21 protein-coding genes are annotated in these 25,755 nt (G+C 68.2%); 16 read left to right on the top strand and 5 right to left on the bottom strand.

Annotated elements, in window-relative coordinates; genetic code table 11:
* Nucleotides 1-594 (bottom strand): J domain-containing protein, encoded by a 594-nt coding sequence (locus BZF57_RS02855; protein WP_086734383.1) that lies wholly within the window; start codon nucleotides 592-594, stop codon nucleotides 1-3.
* Nucleotides 595-674: 80 nt separating this feature from the next.
* On the opposite strand from BZF57_RS02855, the gene BZF57_RS02850 reads away from it, so the two are divergent.
* Genes BZF57_RS02850 through BZF57_RS02835 form a run of 4 tightly spaced genes read left to right on the top strand, consistent with a single transcriptional unit; the run spans nucleotide 675 to nucleotide 3,144 of the window.
* Nucleotides 675-941, top strand: coding sequence for a BolA family protein (locus BZF57_RS02850; RefSeq protein WP_086734381.1), 267 nt, complete (start codon nucleotides 675-677; stop codon nucleotides 939-941).
* The gene (locus BZF57_RS02845; protein WP_086734379.1) at nucleotides 938-1,393 is read left to right on the top strand and encodes an NUDIX hydrolase; all 456 of its coding nucleotides are present in this window, start codon (nucleotides 938-940) and stop codon (nucleotides 1,391-1,393) included. Before BZF57_RS02850 ends, BZF57_RS02845 begins: the two co-directional genes overlap by 4 nt.
* Nucleotides 1,394-1,444: 51 nt before the next feature.
* Complete coding sequence (locus BZF57_RS02840; RefSeq protein WP_086734377.1) at nucleotides 1,445-2,254, top strand: SDR family NAD(P)-dependent oxidoreductase; 810 nt, start codon at nucleotides 1,445-1,447, stop codon at nucleotides 2,252-2,254.
* Nucleotides 2,254-3,144, top strand: coding sequence for an alpha/beta fold hydrolase (locus BZF57_RS02835; protein WP_086734375.1), 891 nt, complete (start codon nucleotides 2,254-2,256; stop codon nucleotides 3,142-3,144). The genes BZF57_RS02840 and BZF57_RS02835 overlap by 1 nt, the downstream gene beginning before the upstream one ends.
* A 110-nt stretch (nucleotides 3,145-3,254) precedes the next feature.
* Here the strand turns inward: BZF57_RS02835 and BZF57_RS02830 are convergent, their stop codons facing one another.
* Entirely contained in the window at nucleotides 3,255-4,349 is a 1,095-nt protein-coding gene (locus BZF57_RS02830; RefSeq protein WP_086734373.1) for a DUF2332 domain-containing protein, read from the bottom strand.
* Nucleotides 4,350-4,394: 45 nt separating this feature from the next.
* On the opposite strand from BZF57_RS02830, the gene hisG reads away from it, so the two are divergent.
* The 8 genes from hisG (at nucleotide 4,395) to BZF57_RS02790 (ending at nucleotide 13,356) form a co-directional block, all read left to right on the top strand.
* Nucleotides 4,395-5,075 carry an ATP phosphoribosyltransferase gene (gene hisG, locus BZF57_RS02825; protein WP_086734371.1) on the top strand — a complete coding sequence of 227 codons (681 nt, stop codon included), beginning with the start codon at nucleotides 4,395-4,397 and terminating at the stop codon, nucleotides 5,073-5,075.
* Nucleotides 5,072-6,370 (top strand): histidinol dehydrogenase, encoded by a 1,299-nt coding sequence (gene hisD, locus BZF57_RS02820; protein WP_086734369.1) that lies wholly within the window; start codon nucleotides 5,072-5,074, stop codon nucleotides 6,368-6,370. Before hisG ends, hisD begins: the two co-directional genes overlap by 4 nt.
* A complete protein-coding gene (gene nusB / locus BZF57_RS02815; protein ID WP_086734367.1) occupies nucleotides 6,367-6,831 on the top strand; it encodes a transcription antitermination factor NusB in 465 nt (154 codons plus the stop codon). Before hisD ends, nusB begins: the two co-directional genes overlap by 4 nt.
* A 204-nt stretch (nucleotides 6,832-7,035) precedes the next feature.
* Entirely contained in the window at nucleotides 7,036-7,893 is an 858-nt protein-coding gene (gene thiL, locus BZF57_RS02810; RefSeq protein ID WP_086734365.1) for a thiamine-phosphate kinase, read from the top strand.
* Nucleotides 7,894-8,073: 180 nt separating this feature from the next.
* The gene (locus tag BZF57_RS02805) at nucleotides 8,074-10,191 is read left to right on the top strand and encodes a sodium-translocating pyrophosphatase (RefSeq protein ID WP_086734634.1); all 2,118 of its coding nucleotides are present in this window, start codon (nucleotides 8,074-8,076) and stop codon (nucleotides 10,189-10,191) included.
* A 180-nt stretch (nucleotides 10,192-10,371) separates the two neighbouring features.
* Nucleotides 10,372-11,529, top strand: coding sequence for a GNAT family N-acetyltransferase (locus BZF57_RS02800; RefSeq protein ID WP_240505825.1), 1,158 nt, complete (start codon nucleotides 10,372-10,374; stop codon nucleotides 11,527-11,529).
* 2 nt (nucleotides 11,530-11,531) lie between these two features.
* Complete coding sequence (locus BZF57_RS02795) at nucleotides 11,532-12,410, top strand: cupin-like domain-containing protein (protein ID WP_086734363.1); 879 nt, start codon at nucleotides 11,532-11,534, stop codon at nucleotides 12,408-12,410.
* A gap of 22 nt (nucleotides 12,411-12,432) precedes the next feature.
* Nucleotides 12,433-13,356, top strand: a complete 924-nt coding sequence (locus BZF57_RS02790) for an acyl-CoA thioesterase (RefSeq protein WP_086734361.1) — start codon at nucleotides 12,433-12,435, stop codon at nucleotides 13,354-13,356.
* Between the two features lie 116 nt (nucleotides 13,357-13,472).
* Here BZF57_RS02790 and BZF57_RS02785 read toward each other — a convergent pair whose 3' ends face one another.
* On the bottom strand, nucleotides 13,473-14,288 hold the full coding sequence (locus BZF57_RS02785; protein ID WP_086734359.1) for a universal stress protein: 816 nt from the start codon (nucleotides 14,286-14,288) through the stop codon (nucleotides 13,473-13,475).
* A 152-nt stretch (nucleotides 14,289-14,440) separates the two neighbouring features.
* Here BZF57_RS02785 and BZF57_RS02780 point away from each other — a divergent pair, with 152 nt between their 5' ends.
* From BZF57_RS02780 to BZF57_RS02770, 3 genes are all read left to right on the top strand, one after another.
* Nucleotides 14,441-15,949 carry a carotenoid oxygenase family protein gene (locus BZF57_RS02780; protein ID WP_086734356.1) on the top strand — a complete coding sequence of 503 codons (1,509 nt, stop codon included), beginning with the start codon at nucleotides 14,441-14,443 and terminating at the stop codon, nucleotides 15,947-15,949.
* Between the two features lie 122 nt (nucleotides 15,950-16,071).
* Nucleotides 16,072-17,895: a DUF885 domain-containing protein gene (locus tag BZF57_RS02775; protein WP_086734354.1), complete on the top strand. Its 1,824-nt coding sequence runs from the start codon at nucleotides 16,072-16,074 to the stop codon at nucleotides 17,893-17,895.
* Between the two features lie 190 nt (nucleotides 17,896-18,085).
* Nucleotides 18,086-18,991 (top strand): OmpA family protein, encoded by a 906-nt coding sequence (locus BZF57_RS02770; protein ID WP_086734352.1) that lies wholly within the window; start codon nucleotides 18,086-18,088, stop codon nucleotides 18,989-18,991.
* Nucleotides 18,992-19,152: 161 nt separating this feature from the next.
* On the opposite strand, the gene uvrC is transcribed toward BZF57_RS02770, so the two are convergent.
* Nucleotides 19,153-21,174 (bottom strand): excinuclease ABC subunit UvrC, encoded by a 2,022-nt coding sequence (gene uvrC, locus BZF57_RS02765; RefSeq protein ID WP_086734350.1) that lies wholly within the window; start codon nucleotides 21,172-21,174, stop codon nucleotides 19,153-19,155.
* Nucleotides 21,175-21,239: 65 nt separating this feature from the next.
* Between uvrC and BZF57_RS02760 the strand changes: the two genes are divergently transcribed.
* Nucleotides 21,240-22,433 (top strand): BaiN/RdsA family NAD(P)/FAD-dependent oxidoreductase, encoded by a 1,194-nt coding sequence (locus BZF57_RS02760; RefSeq protein WP_086734348.1) that lies wholly within the window; start codon nucleotides 21,240-21,242, stop codon nucleotides 22,431-22,433.
* Between the two features lie 33 nt (nucleotides 22,434-22,466).
* Here BZF57_RS02760 and BZF57_RS21205 read toward each other — a convergent pair whose 3' ends face one another.
* Entirely contained in the window at nucleotides 22,467-25,712 is a 3,246-nt protein-coding gene (locus tag BZF57_RS21205; protein ID WP_086734346.1) for a TonB-dependent receptor, read from the bottom strand.
* Between the last annotated feature and the right edge of the window lie 43 nt (nucleotides 25,713-25,755).

Here is a 25,755-nt window from a genome sequence, read left to right as displayed (position 1 = left end):
TCAGACGAAGGCCGCGCTCTTCCTCAATAGCTGGTAGGCATCGACCACGGCGGTCAGCTGCGCTTCGTGCGCGCGGTCGCCGCCGTTGCGGTCGGGGTGATAGCGGCGGACGAGCTCGGAATAGCGACGCCTGAGGCGCGTGCGGTCGGTGTCGGAGCCGAGGCCCATGACTTCCAGCGCGGCGGCTTCCTCGCGGCTGAACCTGCCGCCCATCGCCGCCCTCGCCTCGCGCTCGGCGCGGGACTTGATGCCGCGCGCACGTGCGGCAATGGCATCGAGCGGGTCGTCATAGTCCGCCCAGCGCGGGCCATCGGCGATCCCGGCGGTGGGGCGGAACACCCGGCTTTCAGTCTGCCAGCCCGCGATGGGGGATTGCGCGCGCAGGATCTCCTCGGCGCTCATGCCCTCGAACCAGTCGTAGCCCGCGTTGAACTCGCGCACGTGATCGAGGCAGAACCAGCGCCATTCGCCCGGCCCGTCGAACCCATGCGGCCGCCGCCCGGGCGCGCGGAATTCGCCCGCCTCGCGGCAACCCGGAGCTTCGCAAACGCGTCCGGGGCTCTCGACGCGGCCGTGGAATCGTGGTGAAGGCATAAGACATGCTGAATGGCGATTGCGGCCCCAAGTTCCAAGACCCGACCTGCCGCTCTCGCTTGCAAAGAAGGAAAGACCCGATGTCCGTCGCCGAGGAAATGCATGCGCTCCTGACCGAGGCCTTCGCGCCGACGCGGCTGGCGATCATCAACGACAGCGCCAAGCATTCGGGCCACATGGGCGACGACGGTTCGGGCGAATCGCATTTCACCGTCGAGATCGAATCCGCCGCCTTCGCGCCCATGAACCGCCTCGCCCGCCAGCGCGCGGTGATCGCGGCGCTGGGGGACATTGTCGGCCAGCGGGTGCACGCGGTGGCGATCAAGGCGAGCGTGCCGGAGGCGTGACCACCCTCAATCCCGCCCTGCGCCTGCGCCGCGCGGCGCGGATCATCGTGCTCGACGCCGAGACCCGCGCGCTGATGTTCCGCTATGACGTGCCGGAACGCGACCCGTTCTGGGTGACGGCGGGCGGCGAGGTCGATCCGGGCGAGACTTTCGAGGACGCGGCGCGGCGCGAGCTCTTCGAGGAGACCGGCATCACCGCCGATCCCGGCCCGCAGATCGCGCGGATGACGCCCGAATTCGTCACGGTCGAGGGCGAGCCGGTGCAGGCGGACGAGCGCTTCTTCCTCGTCCGCGTCGCCGATACGCAGGTCAGCACGGACGGCCACACCGCGCTCGAACAGCAAGTGATGACGCAGCACCGCTGGTTCACGCTCGGCGAGCTGGAGACCTGGCACGAGGCGGTCTATCCGGTGGAACTGGCCGAGATGATTAGGTCGCAAACCGCAACCTGATTGCCCTTGCCGCCAGCGCCCGCTAGTCCTCTCGCCAAAAGGGAGAGAGACATGGATTTTGCAGGCAAGGTGGCATGGATCACCGGCGCATCCTCAGGGATAGGCGCGGCGCTGGCGCGCGAGCTGGCAGCGCGCGGTGCACACGTTGTTCTATCGGGGCGTGACGAGGCTCGCCTCGCGGAAGTGGCGGCGGACTGCGGCGAGACGCTGATCCTCACTTTCGACGTGCGCGACGAGGCCGCGCTGGCCGACGCCACGGCGAAAGCCATCGCGTGGAAGGGCCATGTCGACATCGCCTTCGCCAATGCCGGGATTTCGCAGCGCAGCCGCGCGCTTAAGACCTCGATGCAGGTCTACCGCGACATTATCGAGGTAGACCTTCTCGCCCAGATTGCCTTCACTCAGGGGCTGATCGGCCACATGGCGGAGCGCGGATCGGGGGCGCTCGGGTTCATTTCCTCGATTGCGGGCAAGGTCGGCGTGCCGATGCGCACCGCCTATTCCGCCGCCAAATTCGGCCTTGCGGGCTATGCCGATGCGCTGCGGGCGGAGCTGTCGATCAACGACGTCAGCGTCCACACGATCTACCCCGGTTCGGTCGCGACCAACGTGTCGAGGAACGCGCTCAACGCCGATGGTTCGCAGCGCGGCCGGTCCGACAAGGCGATCGACGAGGGCATCCCGGCCGACGTCGCCGCGCGCCAGATGCTCGATGGCATCGCAGCCGGCACGCGCGAGATCATCGTCGCCGAAGGCATGGAGCTCGCCATGGGCGAGGCGCGCCGCACACCCGAGGCGCTGTTCGATCAGGTCGCAGGGATGGTCGCCAAGGGCTACATGGACAAGCTGGAGCAGCAGTGATGTTTGACCAGAAACGCGTTCACCTGCCCAACGGCATCCACCTCGACATCGTCGACGAAGGTCCGGTGGATGCGCCGGTGCTGATCTTCCTCCACGGCTTTCCCGAAAGCCACCGCACCTGGCGCCACCAGATCGCGCATTTCAAGGACCGCTATCGCTGCATCGCGCCCGATCAGCGCGGCTATCGCGGCTCGTCCAAGCCGCAGATCGTGGAGGCCTATACCCCCGACAAGCTGATCGGCGACATCTTCCTGCTCGCCGACACGCTGGGGATCGCGCATTTCACCATCGTCGGGCACGACTGGGGCGGCGCGATTGCCTGGGGGGTAGCGCTGGGCGGCCAGCACGCGCGGGTGACGCGGGCGGTGATCGCCAATGCGCCGCACCCGGTGGTGTTCCAGCGCCTGCTCTACACCCACCCCGGCCAGCGCGAGGCGAGCCAGTACATCCGCGGCTTCCGCGACCCCGCCAACGACGCGCTGGTGAAGGAGCATGGGCTTACCGGCCTGCTGCTGAAAGAGGTCAAGTGGGACCGCCCCAGCGCAATGGAGCCCGAGGAGCGCGATGCGTTGCTCCGCGACTGGCAGAACCGCGACGCGGCCTTCGGCATGCTCAACTACTACCGCGCAAGCCCGATCGACGTGCCGGAGATGGACGCGCCTTTCGCGATTCCCGAGGGCTGGACGCCCCCGGCCCTGCCGAAGCTGACGATCCCGACACTGGTGATCTGGGCCTTGGACGACCTCGCCCTGCCGCCCGAGAACCTCGAGGGGCTGGAGGAGATCATCGACCCGCTGACAATCGTGAAGGTGCCGGATTGCGGGCACTTCGTCCCGTGGGAAGCGCCGGAGGCAGTCAATGCGGCGATGGAAAAGTTCCTCGCAGGATAACCTTTCCCCGTTCGCCCTGAGCTTGTCGAAGGGCCGCACTTTTCTTCTGACACTGCGCGCTGCGTCAGGAAAGACGGTGCTTCGACAGGCTCAGCACGACCGGCGTTGGACTAAACCACCCACTCCACATCCGCCCCGTGCGGATGCGACCAGGCGAGTTGCACTTCCTCGGCCCCGCCAGGCCAGTATCGCACCGTCAGCTTGTGGCAGTGGACGGTGCGGTCCGCCTCGACCTGCACCCAGGCGAGCGGGCGCTCGGCTGTCGCCGCCGCGCCTGCCGCTTCCATCGCCGCCGTCACCCGCGCCTGCTGGTCGGCAGGGACATATTGCCACACGATCGAGTGCATCAGCATCCGCGTGGTGCCCGCCGCCTGCGGTTTCGACAGCTCGGCCTCGACGAAATCGGCGGCGGTGGCCTGCACGATCGCGGGCCTGCGCTCGCCCGCCGCACGGATCGCCGCGTCCATCCGCTCGAAGCGGACTTTGTGCTCGGGCCAGATATAGGCCTTGAGCCGGAGCGCCTGCGCGGGATCGGTGAGGTCGACCGGCGCGACATCGCAGCCCTTGGTCGAAAGGATGGCGATGTCCCGCGCGGGCGGCGGCGCCCCCCGCCACTCCGGCGCGAAGTGCATCACCGCATCCTGCGGCCCTGCCCTCACCCCGCCGAGGTTATAGGCATAGCGATCCAGCATCAGGTTGATCCCCGCGCTCGATCCGATCTCGAGGCATTCGAACACCGGCGGCAGGCCCTGCTCCGCCAGCCACAGCATCGCCGCGATGAAATTGGCCGAGCGCCCCGCTTCGTTGGTCTGCGGCGGGCCATCGAGCCACGGGAGCAGCGCGGCCTCGTGGCGCGCGATCACCCCCGCGATCACCGCCGCATCGTCCGCCGCCTCCCCCGCATAGATCGGCGCCAGCTCCGCCGCCGCGCCCGAAAGGTGCAGCGCATGAAGTCCCCCCGCCACCCGCAAGGGCAGCGCATCGGCGAGCGGTGCGCCCTGCCAGCCCCTCACCCGGTCGAGTAACTCGCCCGGCTCCCCTGCCTCGAGCAGCGCCGCCACCCCCGCGACAATCCGCGCGGTCAGCGGCGCGCCGCCGTGGACGCAATAGGCGACCTGATTGGCGAACGCGGTCGCCACCGCGCCTTCGCCCTTCGTATTCATGTCGATCAGTTCATAGGTCGGCCGTTCACCCGTTCCCGCCATTCCCATTGCCCTTTCCGTCCCGCGCCCTTAAGTGCGCCCCCGATCATGACCACCATCGGCCTTCCCGACAATATCGGACAGCTCACGTTTGCTGTCCCCAAGGGGCGCATCCTCGACGAGGCGCTTCCCGTGATGGCGCGCGCGGGTGTGGAGCCGGATGCCGAGTTCCACGATCCCAAGAGCCGCGCGCTCGCCTTTGCCTGCACCCGCCCCGACATGCGCATCATCCGCGTACGCGCCTTCGACGTGGCGACCTTCGTCGCCCACGGCGCGGCGCAGGTCGGGATCGTCGGCTCGGACGTGATCGAGGAATTCGACTACGCCGATCTCTACGCCCCCGTCGATCTCGGCATCGGCCTGTGCCGCCTGTCGGTCGCACGCATGGCGAACGACACCGAGGAAGCCGCCAGCGTCAGCCACCTGCGGGTTGCGACCAAATATCCCAGCCTCACCCGCCGCCATTTCGAGGCCGCGGGCGTGCAGGCCGAGTGCGTCAAGCTGAACGGCGCGATGGAGCTCGCCCCCTCGCTCGGCCTCGCGCGCCAGATCGTCGATCTCGTCTCGACCGGCACGACCCTGCGTGAGAACGGTCTGGTCGAGACCGCCACCATCCTCGAGATTTCCGCGCGCCTGATCGTCAACCGCACCGCGCTGAAGACCGACCGCCGCGTCGCCGCGCTGGTCGATGCCTTCCGCCGCGAAGCCGAGGCGCGCGAGCCGGCATGACCCTCTCCCTCCTCTCCACGCTCGATCCCGATTTCGAGACGAAGTTCGCCCGCATCGTCGATGCCCGCCGCGAATCCGACAGCGATGTCGCGGGGCAGGTGTCGAGCATCCTTCAGGCGGTGAAGGGCCGGGGCGATGCGGCGCTGGTGGAATACACCCAGCGCTTCGATGGCTATACGCTGGTGGACGATGCCGACTGGCTGATCACCCGTGAACGCTGCGAGCAGGCCTATAACGAGCTGGCCCCCGATCTGCGCGAGGCGCTCGAACTCGCCGCCGCGCGCATCCGCGCCTATCACGAGGCGCAGCTGCCCGCGAACCGCGACTATATCGACGGCGCGGGCGTCAGGCTCGGCGCTATCTGGCGTCCGGTGGATGCGGCGGGGCTCTATGTCCCGGGCGGGCGCGCGGCCTATCCCTCATCGCTGCTGATGAACGCCATTCCGGCGCGGGTCGCGGGCGTGGAGCGGCTGGTGGTCGTCACCCCGACGCCCAAGGGCCAGTCGAACCCGCTGGTGCTCGCCGCAGCCCACATCGCGGGCGTCGACGAGATCTGGCGCGTCGGCGGGGCACAGGCAGTCGGCGCGCTCGCCTATGGCACGCAGCGCATCCGCCCGGTCGATGTCATCACCGGCCCGGGCAATGCCTGGGTGGCCGAGGCCAAGCGCCAGCTTTACGGCGTGGTCGGCATCGACATGGTCGCCGGGCCTTCGGAAATCCTCGTTATCGCCGATGGCAAGAACGATCCCGACTGGATCGCCGCCGATCTGCTTTCGCAGGCCGAGCATGACCCGACCTCGCAGTCGATCCTCATCACCGACGATGCGGGCTTCGCGCGACAGGTCGAGGACTGCATCGACTTGCAGATCACCCAGCTTGCCACCGCCAAGACCGCGCGCGCATCGTGGGATGCGCATGGCGTTATGATCGTCGTCAACGATCTCCTCGCCGAGGCCCCGGCGCTCGCCAACCGCCTCGCCGCCGAACACGTCGAGATCGCGGTCGACGATCCCGAGCCCTATCTCGGCGCGATCCGCCACGCGGGCAGCATCTTCCTCGGCCGCATGACGCCCGAGGCGGTCGGCGACTATGTCGCGGGGCCGAACCACGTGCTCCCCACGGGCCGCCGCGCGCGCTTTTCGAGCGGGCTTTCGGTGCTCGATTTCATGAAGCGCACCAGCTTCCTCGGCCTTGACGAGGCCTCCTTCGCTGCCGTCGGCCCCGCCGCCGCGACCCTCGCCCATGCCGAGGGGCTACCTGCCCACGCCAAGTCCGTGGAACTGAGGATCAAATGAACCAACCCGCACGCTCGCAGGCCCGTTCGGCTGCGCGTCTCGCCGCCGTGCAGGCGCTCTACCAGCAGCACATGGAAGGCACCGCGCTGGCGCGGCTGCTCGACGAATTCCACCAGCATCGCCTCGGCCGCACGATCGACGAGGACGCCTTCGACGCGGCGGAATATGCCGAGGCCGAAGTGCCGTTCTTCGACGACGTGGTGCGCGGGGTGGACGCGCGGCGCGAGGAGATCGACGCGCTGGTGGCAAGCAAGCTCGCCGCCGGATGGAACCTCGCGCGGCTCGACAAGGCGATGCTGCAGGTGCTGCGTGCGGGCACCTACGAGCTGCTGGCGCGCAACGATGTGCCCGCCGCGGTGGCGATCAACGAATATGTCGAGGTCGCCAAGGCCTTCTTCGACGACGGGCAGGCGAAGTTCGTGAACGGCATTCTCGATGCCGTGGCGAAAGCGGCGCGGTAAGGGCCTTCCGCCGTCATCCCCGCGCAGGCGGGGATCCAGCCGCGCACTCGCAGGGCACTCGCAGGGCACTCGCACCCCACCAGACCCCCTCCAGACCCCCGCTAGACCCCTTCAGACCCCCTCCAGCGGGACATCGCGGGGCGGTTTCACGTGAAACATCGAGCCTTCGACAAGGCCCGGACGATTGGCTAGGCATCAGCGGGCATGAACGAGCCGGATTTCATCGCCGCCCTGCGCGCGCTGCCCCTCCACCCCGCCGCGCGCGGGCTGGCGGATGACTGCGCGGTGCTGACGGTGGGGGGAGAAACCCTCGTCCTCACCCACGACATGATGGCCGAGGGTACCCACTTCCGCCCCGATGCCGATCTGGCCGACGTCGCATGGAAGCTGGTCGCGACCAACCTCTCCGACCTCGCCGCCAAGGGCGCGGAGCCGGTGGGGGTGCTGCTGGGGCACATGCTGGGCGATGGAGATGCACGCTTTATCAAGGGTTTGCACGAGGCGCTCGAAGCTTTCGACACGCCCCTGCTCGGCGGCGACACCATAGCGGCACACGGCCCGCGCGCCTTCGGCCTTACCGCCATCGGGCGGGCGAGCCACACCCCCGTCCCCTCCCGCAGCGGCGCGCAGCCGGGCGACGGGGTCTGGATCACCGGCCCGGTCGGCCGGGCGATGCTGGGGTTCGAGGGCGACCCCGAACACCTCGCAGCCTTCAACCGCCCGCAGCCGCGCCTCGCCGAAGGCCGCGCACTAGCGGCGCAAGTCTCTGCAATGATGGACGTTTCCGACGGCCTCCTGCTCGATGCCTACCGCATGGCCGAAGCAAGCGGGGTGACGCTAGCCCTCTCGCGGGAAGCGATCCCCGTCGCCGATCCGGCCCGCGCCGATGATTGCCTGCGCTGGGGCGATGATTACGAGTTGCTCTTCACCGCCCCGCCCTCGGCCGCCCTGCCCGTGCCCGCGCACCGGATCGGAACCGTGCAAGCCTCTGGCAAAGCACCGCTTTTGCTCGACAGCGAGGCCCGCGGCGATCCCGCCAGCCTCGGCTACCGCCACGGCTGAGCGGGCGCCCTGCCCTCCCAAAATCGCTGAAACCGTCGCAAAACGGGGATTGGCACTCGCCCAGAGACTTGCCAGCCCCCGGCAAGCCCCTATGACTGTCCGCCTTGCGCCCATGGGATCACAACGAGGCGCATGCGCCCCTGCGAAGGGGAAGCAACATAAGACGAGAGGGGATTGCTCGTGAATCTATTGCTCATTTCGATTGGGCTGGGGGTGCTTGCCATTGTCTATGGCATCATCACCAGCCAGCAGGTGCTCAGTGCGAGCGCCGGCAATGCGCGGATGCAGGAAATTGCCGCCGCGATCCAGGAAGGGGCTCAGGCCTACCTGAACCGTCAATACACCACCATCGCGATCGTCGGCGTCGTCGTCGCCGCGATCGTCGCCTTCGCGCTCGGCACCACCGCGGTGATCGGCTTCGTCACCGGCGCCGTGCTCTCGGGCGTGGCGGGCTATATCGGGATGAACATCTCGGTCCGCTCGAACGTCCGGACGGCACAGGCGGCCTCGGAAGGGCTGCAGGCCGGTCTGACCCTTGCCTTCCGCGCGGGCGCGATCACCGGCATGCTGGTGGCCGGCCTCGCGCTGCTCGCGATCGCCGTGTTCTTCTATGTCATGGTCGGGCCGATGGGCCTGACGCCTTCGAGCCGCGCCGTGATCGACGGTCTCGTCGGCCTCGCCTTCGGCGCCTCGCTGATCTCGATCTTCGCGCGTCTGGGCGGCGGGATCTTCACCAAGGCGGCGGACGTCGGCGCGGACCTTGTCGGCAAGGTCGAGGCGGGCATCCCCGAGGATGACCCGCGCAACCCCGCCGTGATCGCGGACAACGTGGGCGACAACGTCGGCGACTGCGCCGGGATGGCCGCGGACCTGTTCGAGACCTATGTCGTCACCGTTGGCGCCACCATGGTGCTCACCGCGTTGCTGCTCACCGGCCTCGGCGATCTGCTACTGCCGATGATGGCGCTGCCGCTGCTGATCGGCGGCGTGTGCATCGTCACCTCGATCCTGGGCACCTACTTCGTGCGCCTCGGCGGCGGGACCAACGTGATGGGGGCCATGTACAAGGGCTTCATCGTCACCGCGGTGACCTCGATCCCGGCCATCTACGGCGTGATGACCTTCGCGCTGGGCGACATGAACGTAGCCCTCAACGGCGAGGCGACGAGCGCAACCACGCTCGGCTTCACCGGCATGAGCCTGTTCTACTGCGCCCTGCTCGGCCTTGCCATCACCGGCCTCATCATCTGGATCACCGAGTATTACACCGGCACCAAGTACCGTCCGGTGCGCTCGATCGCCAAGGCTTCGGAAACCGGCCACGGCACCAACGTGATCCAGGGCCTCGCGATCAGCCTCGAGGCGACCGCGCTGCCGACGCTGGTGATCGTGTTCGGGATCATCATCGCCTATGGTCTCGCCGGCCTCATGGGGATCGCCTACGCGGCAACCTCGATGCTGGCGCTGGCCGGGATGGTCGTGGCGCTCGACGCCTATGGCCCGGTCACCGACAACGCCGGCGGGATCGCCGAGATGTCGGGTCTGGACGATAGCGTGCGCGAAAAGACGGACCTTCTGGACGCCGTCGGCAACACCACCAAGGCCGTGACCAAGGGCTATGCCATCGGTTCGGCGGGCCTCGGCGCGCTGGTGCTGTTCGCGGCCTACACCACCGACCTTCGGACCTTCTTCCCGAATGTCGAGGTGGACTTCAGCCTCGAGAACCCCTTCGTGATCGTCGGCCTGCTGCTGGGGGCGCTGCTGCCCTACCTGTTCGGCGCGATGGGCATGACCGCGGTCGGCCGCGCGGCGGGCGACGTGGTGGTGGACGTGCGCGAGCAGTTCCGCACCAATCCCGGTATCATGGAAGGCACCTCCAAGCCCGACTATGCCCGCACCGTCGACCTCGTGACGAAGGCCGCGATCAAGGAGATGATCATCCCCTCGCTGCTGCCCGTGCTGGCGCCGGTTGTGGTCTACTTCGTGATCACCGCGATCGCAGGGCAAGACAACGGCTTTGCGGCGCTGGGCGCGCTGCTGCTGGGCGTAATCGTGGGCGGGCTGTTCGTCGCGCTCTCGATGACCGCCGGCGGCGGGGCGTGGGACAACGCCAAGAAGTACATCGAGGACGGCAACCACGGCGGCAAGGGCTCCGAAGCCCACAAGGCCGCAGTGACGGGCGATACGGTCGGCGATCCCTACAAGGACACCGCCGGCCCGGCGGTCAACCCGATGATCAAGATCACCAACATCGTGGCGTTGCTGCTGCTCGCGGCGCTGGCGCACGGAGCGGCGTAAGCCGTTCCAGTCGGTGAAAATCTCAACCCCGCCGGGCGCGATCCCGGCGGGGTTTATCTTTGCCGGTACCCCTGTCCCCGCATCGGACACCCCTCGCTCCCGCTGAGGCTTTCTTAATCGCCCTATGCGATGAACCCGCGAGGATATGCAGATTTGCAGGGCAAGGCAGGGTTAACGACGATGGACATGGGACGTGCGGACAGCTTTCGCACCCGTGCGGGCGGGGCTTCGGCCGCCCCCATCGTCCTGCCGCATGGCCAGCTGCGCTTGCTGACCCTCGCCGATCTGGAAGAGCCCGCTTTCCTCGCGGCATGGGAGCGCCTTGTCGCCCGCGCGGCCGAGCCCAATCCCTTCTTCGAGCCGTGGTACCTGATCCCCGGCCTGCGCCAGTGGGGCGAGGGCGTCAGGATCAAGGCGTGGTTCCACGAGGGGCGGCTCGCCGGGCTGCTGCCCGTGTCGCGGCCTTCACGCTATTACGGCCACCCGATCACCCATGCCGCCGGGTGGCTCCACGCCAATGCCTTCTGCGGCACGCCGCTGGTGGCCGAGGGGCTGGAGGAGGCCTTCTGGGACGACCTCCTCACCCATTTCGACCGCCGCCCGGCCCGCGCGCTGTTCCTCCACCTGCCGCAGCTTCCCGCCGACGGCCCGCTCGTGGCCGCGCTCGACAGGGTGCTCGCGCGCCGGGGTGCGGCACACTACGTCGCCTCGCGGGAGAACCGCGCGATGCTGGCGGGCGAGACCACCGCGGCGGCCTATCTCGAAGCCGCGATGAGCGCCAAGAAGCGCAAGGAACTGCGGCGCCAGCATAACCGGCTGGCCGAGGAAGGCGCGCTCGCCTTCGAGCGTGTCGAAGGCGACGAAGGCCTAGCCTCTTGGACCGCCGAATTCCTCGCACTCGAAGCCGCCGGATGGAAGGGCGAGGCGGGCTCCGCGCTGGCCTCCGCCCCCGATACCCGCGCGCTGTTCGAAGAGGCGCTGGCGGGGGCTGCGGCGGCGGGGCGGCTCGAACGCCTCGCACTCCGGCTCGATGGCCGTGCGATCGCGATGCTCGCGAACTTCATCACCGCGCCAGGCGCCTACAGCTACAAGACCGCCTTCGACGAGGCCTATGCGCGCTTTTCTCCGGGGATGCTGCTGCAACTGGAGAACCTCGCCCTGCTGGAGCGGCCCGGCATCGAATGGGCCGATAGCTGCGCGGTGGAAGGCCACCCGATGATCGAACGCCTGTGGCGCGACGCGCGCCGCATGGAGAGCCGCAATATCGCTATCGGCGGATGGCTCCGCCGCACCGCCTTCCGCCTGCTCAAGGCCTACGAAACCCGCCCGAGGAGCTGACCATGAACGCCCCTGCCCGCTTTGCCGACGCGCTTGCCGCCCCCGTCTTCGACGCGCCCGCCCGCGCGCGCTTTGCCCGCCATTACCCGGAAAAGCCGCATATCCTCGGCCACAGCCTCACCAGCCACCCGCTGCTCGAGATCGAGGCGCTGGCGCAGCTGGCGGAAGGGCTGCCGCTCTCCAGTGTCGAGTATAACCGCGGCGATCTGCCCATCGGGGTCGACGGCAAGCCCGGCTCCAACGGCATGACCATCGCCGAAACCATCCGCAAGGTGGCCGAGGCCGAGAGCTGGGCGGTGCTCAAGAACATCGAGCAGGTGCCCGCCTATCGCGACCTGCTGCTCGGGCTGCTGGAAGAAATCCGTCCCGAGATCGAGGCGGCGACCGGCGCGATGCTGACGCCGCAGGGGTTCATCTTCGTGTCCTCGCCCAATTCGGTCACGCCCTACCATTTCGATCCGGAGCACAACATCCTGCTCCAGATTCGCGGCACCAAGGTGATGACCCAGTTCCCAGCGGGCGACACCCGTTTCGTACCGGACGAAGCCCACGAGATCTACCATTCGGGCGGCCCGCGCGAACTGAAGTGGGACGATGCGATGCTTAGCGCGGGCACCGAATTCCCGCTCGCCCCCGGCGAGGCGCTGTTCGTACCCGTCATGGCCCCGCACTTCGTGAAGAATGGCCCCGCGCCATCGGTCTCGCTGTCGATCACCTGGCGCAGCGAATGGTCCTACCGCGAAAGCGACGCGCGCATCTTCAACGCGATCCTGCGCGCGCGGGGCTTCAGCCCCAAGGCCCCCGGGCGCTTCCCGCACCAGAACTATGCCAAGGCCTATGCCTTCCGGGTGTTGCGGAAGCTCGGATTGACGGGAGGGTAAACCCGCAGCATGGCGCGAAGCCATGACTGACACTCCCACCAACGAAGAACTGGTCGCCGGCCTCGTGCGTCTGCTGACGGTCGAGAAGCGCGCGGCCGACGTCTATGCGGGGCCGCCGCAGCAGGACGGGATCGGGCGCGTGTTCGGCGGGCAGGTGCTCGCGCAGGCGCTGCAGGCCGCGCAGGCGACCGTGGGTGATGGCAAGGCCGCCCATTCGCTCCACGCCTATTTCCTCCGCGGCGGGCGCGAGGGGGCGCCGATCGAGTACCGCATCGCGCGCGATTTCGACGGGAGGAGCTTCGCCAACCGCCGCGTGGTCGCCTCGCAGGAGGGCGAGGACGGCACGCCCGTGCCGATCCTCAACCTCACCGCCAGCTTCCAGCTACCCGAGGACGGTCTCGAACACATCGATTCGCCCATGCCCGATGTCCCGCGCCCCGATGATCTGCGCCCCGACATGGACCAGCGCCGCGAGATCGCCGCGCAGTGGGGCGACAAGCTGTCCGAGACCCAGCGCCGCATGATGCTGCGCCCGCGCCCGATCGAGATGCGCACGGTGGACCGCCTGCACTGGATGAGCCGCGAACCGAGAGAACCGCGCGCCCACACGTGGTTCAGGGTCTGCGCGCCGATCACCGGCGCGGCCGACACGCCCGAACTCCACCGCGCGATCATCACCTATGCCAGCGACTACACCCTGCTCGGCACCAGCGCGCTGCCGCATGGCCTGAGCTGGATGCGCAATGAGCTGGTGGGCGCGAGCCTCGACCATGCCTTGTGGTTCCACCGCGAGGCGCGCGCGGACGAGTGGCTGCTCTACGCCACCGACGCGCCGTGGTCGGGCGGCGGGCGCGGCTTCAACCGCGGGCGCATCTTCAACCTCGCAGGCGAGCTCGTGGCGAGCGTCGCGCAGGAGGGGATGATGCGGAAGAGGGTGAAGGCCTAGCCCTCTCCGTCGTCGTTGCGAGCCGCAGGCGAAGCAATCCATCAACAGACGGTGCAACTTGACCTGCCACCGGTCCATGGATTGCCGCGTCGCCTACGGCTCCTCGCAATGACGAATTAGTGAGCGAGGAGAACCGGCATCGCCGGATCGCTCAACATGTGGCGCGTCACCCCGCCCAGCACCATCTCGGCGAGCCGGGTGTGGCCATAGGCGCCCATCACGAGCAGCGAGGCTTCGCGCAGCTGCGCCGCGGCGAACAGCGTGTCGGCGATCTTCGCGGAACCGCGCGGGATCTCGACGATCTCGCAGGCGATGCCGTGGCAGGCGAGGTAGCGCGCGCCCTCGGTCGAAGGGAGCGCCTTTCCGCCCTGCTCTCCATCCTCAACCACGCAGACGAGCGTGACCTGACACGAGCACGCCAGCAGCGGCACCGCCGCGCGCAGGGCATAGGCGCTTTCGGGCGAGCCGTTCCATGCGACCACCATCGGCGCGCCGACATCGAAGCTCTTCGCGTCCGCCGGCACCACCAGCACCGGCACCGGCGCGCCGAGCACCACATCGCCCACCAGCGCCGATGGCCCGCGCCCGCCGGTCCCCGTCTCGTCCGGGCCAAGGATCACGATATCCGCCAGCGGCGAGGCGGCAATCAGGCGCTGGGCGGCGATCCCGTATTCGAAGCGCCAGTCGAACGGCACGCCTTCGTGCTCCATCGCCTTCTCGATCTCGGCCCGCAGCGCTTCGGCATTCTCCTTGATGACCGGGAGCGCCGCTGCGATGGCCGAGCCGTAGAAGTCGCCCGGCATGAAGACCTCGTAGCTCAGCGCCTGAAGGCAGGTGATGTGGCCGTTGGTCGCGCGGGCCATGTCCAGCGCGACCTGCAGGCGGGCCTGCATCGCGGGATCGTGGTCAATATGCAGCAGGATCGATTTCATAGCGGATCTCCCATTCATGATGAGGATGATCGCCCCGGACGTCGTGTCTGGCTTTGACCCGGATCAATTTTCTATCGGGCCCACGTGGCCGCGCCATAGCATCTTGCCAGAGATAAGGCGCGCGCTCATTCTGCGGGGCAAGGGAGAGAGCCATGCAGATCACGCGTCACCCGCCGGTGAAGACCAGCCTCGAGCCGTCGAACCACCCCTATCTCAGCGGGCCGTGGACGCCGCTGCATGAAGAGGTCGACGTCGCCGAGCTGCGCGTGATCGAGGGTGCGATCCCAGCCGACATCGACGGCATCTACCTCAGGAACACCGAGAACCAGGTGCACCAGCCGCTCGGGCGCCATCATCCTTTCGATGGCGACGCGATGATCCATCAGGTCAACATCTCGGGCGGCAAGGCGAGCTATCGCAACCGCTTCGTGCGCACCCACTGCTTCGAGGCCGAGCAGATCGCGGGCCGATCGCTATGGGGAGGGCTGATGGACCCGTGGGGCACATCGGTGCGCCCGGGCTTCGGCGCGCATGGGGGGCTGAAGGATACAGGCAGCACCGACATCATCGTCCATGCCGGCACGGCCTATGCCACGCTCTACCAGTGCGGCGAGGCGTGGATGCTCGATCCCGTCACGCTGGGGAGCCGCGGCAAGGCCCCGTGGGTGCCCTTGGACGGCATCTCGGCCCACCCCAAGGTCGACGAGGGCACGGGGGAGATGATGTTCTTCAACTACTCCAAGCACGCCCCTTTCATGCATTACGGGGTGGTCGACCGCACCGGCGCGCTGGTGCACTACGTCCCCGTCCCGCTTCCGGGGCCGCGCCTGCCGCACGACATGGCGATCACGCCCAACTGGTCGATCCTCAACGACATGCCGCTGTTCTGGGACGAGGAGCTGCTCGCCCGGAACATCCACGCCGCGCGGCTGCACGAGGGCGTCCCCACCCGCTTCGCCCTGATCCCGCGCCATGGCCAGCCAGAGGAGATCCGCTGGTTCGAGGCCTCGCCCACCTATGTCCTCCACTGGACCAACGCGTATGAAGTCTCTGGGTCAGAGGGCGACGAGGTCATCCTCGAAGGCTATCATCAGGCCAAGCCCATGCCCGATCCGCTCGAGGAAATGGGCCGCTACAGCCACATGATGGCCTATGTGGACGAACACTCCTTCCAGTCCCGCCTCCACCGCTGGCGCTTCAACTTGCGCACCGGCGAGACCCGGGAGGAGCGCCTGTCGGAGCGGATCGTCGAATTCGGGATGATCAATCCGCGGTTCGCCATGCACAAGAGCCGCTACGTCTGGTCGACTACCACGCGTCCCGGCTGGTTCCTGTTCAACGGCTATGTCCGCCACGACACCGCAACCGGCGAGGAACAGGTCTATCGCCTGCCCGAGGGGGTCTATGCCAGCGAAAGCCCGATGATCCCGAGAAAGGGTGGCACATCCGAAGACGATGGTTACTTGGTCACCTTCCTGATCGACGAGAACACCGGCACCTCCGAATGCGCGATCCTCGATGCCTCCGACATCGCCAAGGGCCCGATCTGCCGCCTCGCCCTGCCGCACAAGATCTGTTCGGGGACGCACTCGGTGTGGGTCGAGCATGACCAGCTGCGCGCGGATGCCGCCTTCCTGCGCGAGCGCTTCGCCGCCGCCTGACGCCTCCCGCGCCAAGCCCCCGGTCGAAGCCCCGGCGTCGCTCGTCGCCGCCGTGCTTGCCGTTCGGGTGGCAGGGGCGTAGCGCGCCGCGCTTGGACACAGATTTCCGGGGACTGAAACCGATGACCTTGCGCCTGCTGCTCGCCGCCTCGACCGCGCTGTTGATGGCGCCTGCACCGCTGCTGGCCCAGAGCGAGCCGTCCCCCGCTACTGCTCCCACCACCGCGCCGCAGACCGAGCACGACAAGCTCTTCGCCCTGTTCGAGGATGCCGATGCGCGCGAGCTGGCGCTCAATCCCCTCAGCCGCCTTTATCGCGGGGACGAGGAAGGGGTCGACCGGCTCGGCGACCAGCTGACCGACGCGAGCTTCCTCGCCGCGCGCACCGACGTGAAGCTCAACCTCGCGCTGCTGGCCCAGATCGACCGGGCGAAGCTCGACGAGACCGACCAGCTCGCCTACGACGTGTTCCAGTACACCCAGACCCGCGCGCTCGCGGGGATGAGCGACGAGATGCGCGCGCTCACGGAAGTGCGCCCGCTCAACCACTTCTTCGGCTTCCACAACTCCTACCCCAACCTCGCCAGCGGGATCGGGGCCGCGCCGTTCAAGACCCTCGCCAATTACGAGGACAACCTGTCGCGCCACGATGACTACATCGCCTATCTCGGCCGCGCGATCGGGCGCTTCCGCGAGGGGATGAAGTCCGGCGTGCTGGAAACCAAGCTGACGGTCGGCATCATGGTCACCCAGCTGACGACGCAGCTCGATACGCCGGTCGCGGAATCGCAGTTCATGGGGCCGACGAAGCAGTTCCCCGACAGCTTCTCTGCCGAGGACAAGGCACGGCTGACCGCCGCCTACGAGGCCAAGACCCGCGAAATCTACACCGCCACCGCGGCGCTGCGCGATTTCCTGCGCGACGAGTATCTCCCTGCTGCGCGCGAGAGCATCGGCCTGTCGCAGATGAAGGGCGGCCCTGCGCTCTACCGCCTGCTGGTCGAGGATTCGACCACCCTGCCGCTCGATCCCGAGACGATCCACCAGCTCGGCCTTTCCGAAGTCGCGCGGATCAAGGCCGAGATGGTCAAGCTCCAGCGCGAGGTGAAGTTCAAGGGCACGCTCAACCAGTTCTTCGACTACGTGCGCACCGACCCGCGCTTCAAGGCCGAGAGCCGCGAGGCGCTGACGCAGGATTATTACCGCGTCGGGCGCGAGGTCGATGCGAAGATCGGCGCACTGTTTGCCCGCCTCCCCAAGTCGCCGCTGGAGATCCGGCCCTATGATCCCTCGACCGAGAAGTTCGAGGCCGGCGGCTCCTACGAATCCGGTTCGGCCGACGGCAAGCGTCCGGGGATCTTCTACTTCAACGCCTATGACCTCCCCAGCCGCCTGACGCCGGGGATCGTCACGCTCTACCTCCACGAAGGCGCGCCGGGGCACCACTTCCAGATCAGCCTCGCGCAGGAGAATGAGGCCCTGCCCGCCTTCATGCGCTATGGCGGGACGACTGCCTATGTCGAAGGCTGGGCGCTCTATGCCGAGACGCTCGGCAACGAGATGGGCTTCTACAAGGACCCGTGGAACCGCTACGGCACGCTGCAGGACGAACAGCTGCGCGCGATGCGGCTGGTGGTCGATACCGGCATCCACGCCAAGGGCTGGACCCGCGATCAGGCGATCGAATACATGCTGACCAATTCCGGCATGACCCGCACCGATGTGGTCGCGGAGGTCGATCGCTACATCGCCATTCCCGGCCAGGCGCTCGCCTACAAGATCGGCGCGCTCAAGATCCAGGAACTGCGCAAGCGGGCCGAGACCAAGCTCGGGCCGAAGTTCGATATCCGCGCCTTCCACGATCAGGTGCTGAGCACCGGCGGGCTGCCGCTGGCGGTGCTCGAGGCCAAGATCGACCGCTGGATTGCGGCGCAAACGGCGAAGTGAACGGCTGCCGGACCGGCCCGTCCGGCTCGGCTCGTCGCATCCCCTGCCCCGATTGCCCGCTCCTGCGGGGCTCTTGTCGTGCGCGTTCATTTGCGAGCAAGGTGTTGCCCAACAACTCGGCCCGGCGCACAACGCCAATCAAGGGCCCGACAAAGGGATCGCCGGGTCCGCACCGCAGGAGCAAACAACTGTGACCACCACTTTGAGCACCCCCCGCCGCCTCGCGCTGGCCACCCTGCTGGGCGCCGCAGCGGCCTCGGGCCTCGCCGCCCAGACCACCCCGGCTTCGGCCGATCCGGCCGAGATGGAGACCACCGTCTACGGCACGCTGCCGGCCCTGTCCGAGATGGAGGAAGGTCCGCGCGTCACCGGCATCATCTCGGCCCGCAAGGGATCGCGTCTCCAGATCACCGCCGACGATGGCACCAACACCATCGTGACGCTCCACAACGAAACCGAGATCCGCACCCGTGGCGGGTTCCTCGGCATCGGCAACAAGACGCTCGACCAGTCGGCGCTGATCAACGGCCTGCCGGTCGTGGTCAAGACCGCGCAATATGGCCAGGGCCTCGTCGCCAGCGAAGTCCGCTTCACCAGCGATGATCGCATGATCGCGGCGATGATCCGCGGCGGCACCCAGCAGCAGTTCGGCGAGCAGGGCGCGGCGATCCAGGCCAATGCCGCCGCCACCGAGGCGCTGCGTGGCCGTCTGGGCGACATCGACAAGTACAACCTCAAGGGCACCACCAACGTCTATTTCGACACCGGCAAGGCGATCCTGAGCCCCTCGGCCAAGAACGAGCTGTGCGCCGCCGCGCAGACCGCCGCGCAGAACGAGAACTCGCTGATGCTGGTGCTCGGCTACACCGACACCACCGGTTCGCAGGAGGTCAACCAGACCCTCTCCGAGAAGCGCGCTGCCGCCGTGGTCAACCACCTCCAGCAGGTGTGCAAGTGGAAGCCCTACCGCATGCTGACCCCGACCGGCATGGCGACCGCCGATCCGGCCGCCGACAACAGCACCGCTGCGGGCCGCGCGCAGAACCGCCGCGTTTCGGTCAACGTGCTGGTGAGCAAGGCGCTTGACGGGCAGTAAGCCTGCCGCACAACCGGGTGACGAAGGAGGGCGAGCCGCGCGGCTCGCCCTTTTCCGTTGTTTCACGTGAAACGCGGCAAAAAGCGCCCGCTGGAGGGGGTCTGGTGGGGGTCTGGTGGGGGTCTGGACGCGTCTGACACCACGCGAGACCCCGGCGAACCTCACCCGCCCGCGTGGTAGAAGTCGTAGACCTTGCGCGCCACCGTCGCGCTTACCCCGGGCGCGCGTTGCAGGTCTTCGAGCGCCGCCGCGCGCACCTTGCTCGCCGTGCCGAAGTGCAGCAGCAGCGCGCGCTTGCGCGCCGGGCCGATGCCGGGAATCTCGTCGAGCGGGCTCGCCGTGATCGCCTTCGAGCGCTTGGCCCGGTGCGCGCCGATGACAAAGCGGTGCACCTCGTCGCGCAGGTTCTGCAAGTGGAACAGCAGCGGCGAATTGACGGGAAGCATCTTCTCGCGCCCGTCGGGGAAGTGGAACACCTCGCGGCCCTCGCGCCCGTGATGCGGCCCCTTGGCGATGCCGATCACCGCGACATCATCGTCGATGCCGATCTCCTCGAGCACCCGCATGACACTGGAGAGCTGCCCTTTGCCCCCGTCGATCAGGATCAGGTCGGGAAGTACAGTGTCGTGGCTCTTCCCCCTTTCGTCTCGAGCGAAGTCGAGAGACCCGTCCGATGCATCAGTGTCTCGACTTCGCTCGACACGAACGGAGCTTTCCTCCTCATCCCGCCACGCCCGGAACCGCCGCGTCATCACCTCGCGCATCATCGCGAAGTCGTCATTGGTCTGCGCCTCGCGGATGTTGAACTTGCGGTACTGGCCCTTCTCGAAGCCCTCCGGCCCGGCCACGATCATCGCGCCCACGGCCTTGCTGCCCTGGATATGGCTGTTGTCATAGACCTCGATCCGCTGCGGGGGCGCGTCGAGTTCCAGAAACTCTGCCAGCTCGCGGTTCATCTTCGCCTTGGTGCCGGTTTCGGCCAGGCGCCGCTCGAGCGCCTCGACCGCATTCCTCTGCGCCTGCGCCATCAGCTTGCGCCGGTCGCCGCGCTCGGGCACCGAGAGCCGCACCTTGCGCCCCGCCAGCTCAGAGAGGGCCGCCTCGATCAGTTCGGCCTCGGGCAGTTCGCGGTCCACCAGAATGGTCGGCGGCGGGGGCACTTCCTCGTAGAATTGCAACATCACGTCGGCGAGCACCTGCGCCTCGTCCACGTCCGCCGTGTGACGCGGGAAGAGCGCGCGGTGGCCCCAGTTCTGCCCGCCGCGGATGAAGAAGGACTGGACGCTCATCTGCCCGTTCTTGGCAGCGAGCGCGAACACGTCCGCATCGCCCAAGCCTTGCGCATTGATCGCCTGCGAGCCCTGAATGAAGGTCGCCGCCCGCAGCCGGTCGCGCAGCATCGCGGCGGTCTCGAAATCGAGGTTCTGCGCGGCTTCCGCCATCTGCCGCTCGAGATCGGCCTGCACCGCGCCCGATTTGCCCGAGAGGAAATCCTTCGCCTGCCGCACCAGCGCGTCATAGCCCGGCTCGTCGATCCGCCCGACGCAGGGCGCCGAGCAGCGCTTGATCTGGTAGAGCAGGCAGGGCCGGTCGCGATTGTTGAAGAAGCTGTCGGTGCAACTCCGCAGCAGGAACAGCTTTTGCAGCGCGTTCAGCGTCGTGTTGACGCTCCCTGCGCTCGCAAACGGCCCGTAGTAATTGCCCTTGGCCCGCCGCGCGCCGCGGTGCTTCTGGATGCGTGGGAAGGCGTGATCGGCGCGCAGCAGGATGAAGGGAAAGCTCTTGTCGTCGCGCAGCAGCACGTTGAACGGCGGCCGGAAGCGCTTGATGAGCTGCGCTTCCAAGAGCAGCGCCTCGGCCTCGGAATTGGTGATGACGATTTCCATCGCGCGGGTCTGGCTGACCATGCGCTGCAAACGCCCCGATAGCTGGGCGATCTGGGTGTAGTTCGCCACCCGCGCCTTCAGGCTGCGCGCCTTGCCCACATAGAGCACCTCGCCCCGCGCATCGAGCATCCGGTAGACCCCGGGGACGGGCTTCAGCACCTTCACCGTCTCGCGGATCGCCTGCACCCCGCCCTCGAGATCGGGCTGGGCGCTGGCAACAGTATAGGCGGCGCGCTCCTCGTTGAAGCGCTCCGCACCGCGGGGATCATGGGGTGTGCCGGCGGGGGTTCGGGCCATGCCCGCCAGATAGGGATGATGGGGGGCGATTGGCAATTGCCGTGCGGCCCCCTATCGGCAGGTTCGTGGAACAGAGCGACGTCATCATCCTCGGCGCGGGCGCGGCCGGGCTGTTTGCGGCCGGACAGGCAGGCCAGCGCGGGCTCAAGGTCGCGCTGCTCGAAAAGGCCGAGGCGCCGGGGAAGAAGATCCTGATCTCGGGCGGGGGGCGGTGCAACTTCACCAATCTGAGTGCGGGGCCTGCCAACTACCTCAGCGCCAACCCCCATTTCGCCAAGAGCGCGCTCGCCCGCTACACGCCTGCGGATTTCATCGCGCTGGTCGATCGCCACGGCATCGCGTGGCACGAGAAGACGCTGGGGCAGCTGTTCTGCGATGGCTCGGCGAAGCAGATCGTGGCGATGCTGATGGGCGAGTGTCCGCCCGATCGCGTGACCCTCACTTGCGGGGTCGATGTGGCCGATGTTGCGCGGGGCGCGGATGGCTGCTTCACCGTCACCGCCGCCGATGGCCGCGCATGGGCCGCTCCTGCGCTGGTGATCGCCACCGGCGGGCCTTCGATCCCCAAGATGGGCGCGAGCGACTTTGCCTTCCGGCTGGCGCGACAATTCGGCCTCAAGGTGGTCGAGCCGCGCCCTGCCTTGGTCCCGCTGACGCTGGGGGGCGAGGATGCGCTGTTCCGCGAGCTGTCAGGCGTCGCCGCGCCGGTGCTGGCGCGAGCGGGCAAGGCGGAATTCGCCGAGGCGGCGCTGTTCACGCACAAGGGGCTCTCGGGCCCGGCGATCTTGCAGGTGTCGAGTTACTGGCGGCACGGCGAGCCGGTGGGGATCACCTTTCTCCCCGATGCCGCGAGCGACTGGCTGATCGCAGCCAAGCGCGACCGCCCCCGCGCGCATTTGCGCACGCTCTTGAGGGAGCGTCTGCCCGCACGGCTGGCCGATGCGCTGGCCGACCGGCTCGCTCTGGAGCGCGAACTCGGCAACTGCGGCGACAAGGACCTGCGCGCCGCGCAGGCGAAGCTCGCCGACTGGCGCTTCGCCCCCAACGGCACCGAAGGCTATGCCAAGGCGGAAGTGACCGCGGGAGGGATCGCTACGGCGGAACTTTCGAGCCGGACGATGGAAGCGGCCAGGGTGCCCGGCCTCTATGCCATCGGCGAGGCGGTGGACGTCACCGGCTGGCTCGGCGGCTACAATTTCCAGTGGGCCTGGGCGAGCGCCCACGCCTGCGCCGAGGCGCTGGCGGAGGCCAAGCGCTGACCGCTCCCCTCCCCGAGGGGAGGGGGAAGATCGTCAGAACAACTTCCGCAGATCAACGCCCAGATAAAGCCCCAGCGGGTCGATCACGAAGGCGTTGTAATTGACCGGCGTGACCCCGTTTGAATCCCGCACGCGGCGCTGCGCGTCGAACAGGTTGTCGGCCACGAGGCTGACGCGGAAGTCCTTGAGGAAGCCTTCGTTCTTGCCCGTGATCTCGCCCATGTTGGCAAAGACGCGCAGATTGAAGGTGACGATGTCGTCGAAGAACAGGTCGGTCGTCCCCACCGCCCCGTCGAGGCGGGTGGAGCCGGTGTAGATGCCCGACAGGCGGAAGCCCATGCCCTTGCCGAACAGGCCCGCTTCCAACCGGCTCGAATGGCGCGGCTGGCCGAAGGCGCCGGTCGCCTCGCCGTCGAGCTGGTCGAGCGGATCGAGACCGGGGGCGATCAGGATCTCGTTGGCGAGCTCGATCGTGTGGGTCAGGTTGAAGAAATAGCGCCAGCCCGGGAAGCTGCGCTGGGCGAGCGGGTTGAACGCCGGGCCGCCCGCAGGCGCGCCGCCGCCGGGGGCACCGCCGCCCGCGCCTGCCGGAGCGGGAGCCGCGCAGAAGCGGTCCTTGAAGCGCGTGATCGCCTCGGGCGGGAGCGTGCCGTCAGGCAGGCGCGATCGGTCGAGCGCCATCTTGATGAAGGCGGGGTCGACGCCGGGAAGCTCGGCCGAGATGTCCTCGCCGCGCTCGATCTTGCCGATCAGCGCCCTGATCGCCGCGTCGCCGTCCGGCCCGCAGGCCCGCTCGCGGAAGGCGGCGAACTGGGGCGGCATACCGCCCTGCGCCGGAGCGCCCGGCCCGCCAGCCGGTGCGCCGCCCGGAGCAGCCCCGGGTGCGCCGCCGCCCATCATCGCGGGGTCGAAGGAACAGATGCGGGTGCGGAACGAGGCCAGCCGCGCCGGATCGATCTTCCCGTCCGCCCCGCGCATCCGCGAGAGCATCGGGGCAAGCCGCGAGGGGTCGATGCCGGGATATTCCTTGGAAATATCCGCCCCGCTGTCGATCGCGGCGACCAGCTTTTCGAGGAAGGCCTGCCCGTCATCGGCGCACAGCCGCGCGCGGAAGGCCATGAACTGCTCGCGCTGCTCGGGGGTCGGGGCAAAACCGCCGCCGAAGCCGCCCGCGGGCGGGCCGCCGGCCTGGGGAGCCGCCGGAGCGCCGGTCGTGGGCGGAGCAGGCTGCGCAGGAGCCGCCGCCGGAGCACCGCCGCCAGCACCACCACCGCCGCCGCCGAAGCGACCGCCGCCGCCACCACCCGGGCCGCCGAAGCCGCCACCGCCCTCGCCCGCGCCGATGCTGCCATTGGTCGAGAAGGTGAACTGGATGCGGTTCGCCCGCGTCTCGGCAAAGCTCACCGAGCGCCGGTCGACCCGCACGATCCGGCCATTGGCGTCACGCGTGACGCGGCCCGGGAAGGCCGCCTCGATCTCGGAGGTGATCTGCGGGAAGGCGCTGACGACATTGTCCGAACGGTTGCGGATGTAATCGACGCTGAGGCGCGAATTCTCCCAGAACGGCAGCTCCCAGTTGGCCGAGAACTTCCAGTCGCGCTGGGTTTCGGCCGGCAGATCGGGATTGCCGCCCGTCACCACCTCGGCCAGCACCGTCTCGCCGCGCGACAGATCGAACACGGGGACGTTGAAATTGGTGACCTGCGGATTGCCGAGCGCCGCCAGCCCCGGCGCCACTTCGCGCCAGATATAGGTCGCCGACAGGTCGAGGCCATCGACCGGCTTCCACGTCACCCCGGCGTTCCAGTCGCCCAGCACGCCGAAATCGCTGAGATCCTCGACGCCCGCCTGAAGGTTGAGCGTGAAGTCGCCGAGCGCATCGAGGAATTCCTCGCGCTCGCTGGTCAGCGGCACCACGAGGTTCGCCCCGGTCGAAAGGTTGCGGCGGGTCAGCGTTGCTGCCGTGGCCGAACGCGTGTCGGCGCTTTCGATGCGCTGCCAGTTGAGGCCGACATCGAAGGTCGCGCGCAATTCGCCTGCGGGAAGCTCGGCCAATCCGCCTTCGAGCGTCGTGAGCGAGGAGCCGCTGATGACGCGGCTGCGCGCGGTGTCGAAGCCCGCGGCAGTGTTGCCCGGCAGATCGCCGGTTACCGCCAGCGTGCCGGCCAACGCGGCGTTCTGGAACACCGCCAGCTGCGCCGGGCTCAGGCGCCGGTCGATCTCGGTCTCGCTCTCGGCGAAGGAGCCGTCAAAGGTGCTGGTCAGGCGGAAGGCATTGACCGGCTTGGTGATCGAGCCCGCGACCGAGACCGTATCGCTCGAGGTGCGCCGCGCGAGCGGGGTTTCCTCGCCGAAGGTCCGCAGCGTGCCCGTATCGGCCGGGTTGCGGCGCAGCACGACGGTGTTGAGCCCGTCGAGGCTGCGGCTTTCCTCGCGCGCGTAGTTGAGGTTGGCGCTGACCGAGGTGCCGCTCTCGATATAGGCCTTGGCCCAGGAGATATTGGCATCGAGGCCGAAGGTATCTGCCAGCAGGCTGCGATAGTCTGCCTGATCGGGATCGCCCGCGACCGCCGATTGCGAGCCGGCGGTCTGCGGCACATTGCGCTCCGCCTCGGTCAGCAGGGTCGCGTCCTCCACCCGGATATTGGCGTTGATCCGCCCCCCGTTGGCGATCTTGAGGATGCCGAGCTGTTGCTCGTTGCGGCTGTAGCCCCCGCGCGAGGGCGCCTCGAATTCGAGATCGGCCTGACGGTTGGAGTAATTGTCCTTGAGGATCAGGTTGATCACGCGGCGATCGGGCGGAAAGCCGAAGCGCTGGGCGACTTCCTCGGGGAAGACCTCGACCTTGGCGAGGGCTTCGGGCGGGTAGTTGGCGAATTCGCGGAAGGAACCGATGCGGATGCCGTTCACCAGAATGACCGGCTGCCCACCGCCGCCGCGCCCGCGCGCGGAGCCGGTGCGGGCGCTAATCTGGGCGATGAGATCGGTGATCGAGGTGACGCCTTCGGCCGCGATCGCGGTCTCGTCGAGCTGGAGCAGCGGCGCCTGTTCCACGAACAGCTGCCCGCGCAGGCGGCCGGCGCGCACGATAATTTCGTTGGTGGAGCCGGTGTCGCTCGCGCTTTCGGGCTCTTCCTCCTGGGGCTGCACCGCGGGTTCGGGCTGGGGCTGGGTGGACGATGCCGTCGTCGCCTCGGCTGCGAGCGGCAGAGCCACGGCAAGGCCTAGGGCACAGGTGCCGGTGCGCAGCATCGCGCGGGAAAGCGGGGAGAGGTTCATCGGGTCCCTTCAGTCTTTGTCTTGTGCCGGGGCGGCTTGTTAC

The sequence above is a fragment of the Erythrobacter colymbi genome, from assembly GCF_002155685.1.
GTDB classification, from domain to species: Bacteria; Pseudomonadota; Alphaproteobacteria; order Sphingomonadales; family Sphingomonadaceae; genus Erythrobacter; species Erythrobacter colymbi.
This window is presented reverse-complemented; position numbering and strand designations above follow the sequence as displayed.

Coding starts and splice junctions, on each gene's coding strand:
- hisG (WP_086734371.1), top strand. CDS start 4,395: ATGACCACCATCGGCCTTCCCGACAATATCGGACAGCTCACGTTTGCT.
- BZF57_RS02830 (WP_086734373.1), bottom strand. CDS start 4,349: ATGGCGGGAACGGGTGAACGGCCGACCTATGAACTGATCGACATGAAT.
- BZF57_RS02840 (WP_086734377.1), top strand. CDS start 1,445: ATGGATTTTGCAGGCAAGGTGGCATGGATCACCGGCGCATCCTCAGGG.
- nusB (WP_086734367.1), top strand. CDS start 6,367: ATGAACCAACCCGCACGCTCGCAGGCCCGTTCGGCTGCGCGTCTCGCC.
- thiL (WP_086734365.1), top strand. CDS start 7,036: ATGAACGAGCCGGATTTCATCGCCGCCCTGCGCGCGCTGCCCCTCCAC.
- BZF57_RS21205 (WP_086734346.1), bottom strand. CDS start 25,712: ATGAACCTCTCCCCGCTTTCCCGCGCGATGCTGCGCACCGGCACCTGT.
- BZF57_RS02790 (WP_086734361.1), top strand. CDS start 12,433: ATGACTGACACTCCCACCAACGAAGAACTGGTCGCCGGCCTCGTGCGT.
- BZF57_RS02850 (WP_086734381.1), top strand. CDS start 675: ATGTCCGTCGCCGAGGAAATGCATGCGCTCCTGACCGAGGCCTTCGCG.
- BZF57_RS02800 (WP_240505825.1), top strand. CDS start 10,372: ATGGACATGGGACGTGCGGACAGCTTTCGCACCCGTGCGGGCGGGGCT.
- BZF57_RS02785 (WP_086734359.1), bottom strand. CDS start 14,288: ATGAAATCGATCCTGCTGCATATTGACCACGATCCCGCGATGCAGGCC.
- BZF57_RS02775 (WP_086734354.1), top strand. CDS start 16,072: ATGACCTTGCGCCTGCTGCTCGCCGCCTCGACCGCGCTGTTGATGGCG.
- BZF57_RS02795 (WP_086734363.1), top strand. CDS start 11,532: ATGAACGCCCCTGCCCGCTTTGCCGACGCGCTTGCCGCCCCCGTCTTC.
- hisD (WP_086734369.1), top strand. CDS start 5,072: ATGACCCTCTCCCTCCTCTCCACGCTCGATCCCGATTTCGAGACGAAG.
- uvrC (WP_086734350.1), bottom strand. CDS start 21,174: ATGGCCCGAACCCCCGCCGGCACACCCCATGATCCCCGCGGTGCGGAG.
- BZF57_RS02855 (WP_086734383.1), bottom strand. CDS start 594: ATGCCTTCACCACGATTCCACGGCCGCGTCGAGAGCCCCGGACGCGTT.
- BZF57_RS02835 (WP_086734375.1), top strand. CDS start 2,254: ATGTTTGACCAGAAACGCGTTCACCTGCCCAACGGCATCCACCTCGAC.
- BZF57_RS02780 (WP_086734356.1), top strand. CDS start 14,441: ATGCAGATCACGCGTCACCCGCCGGTGAAGACCAGCCTCGAGCCGTCG.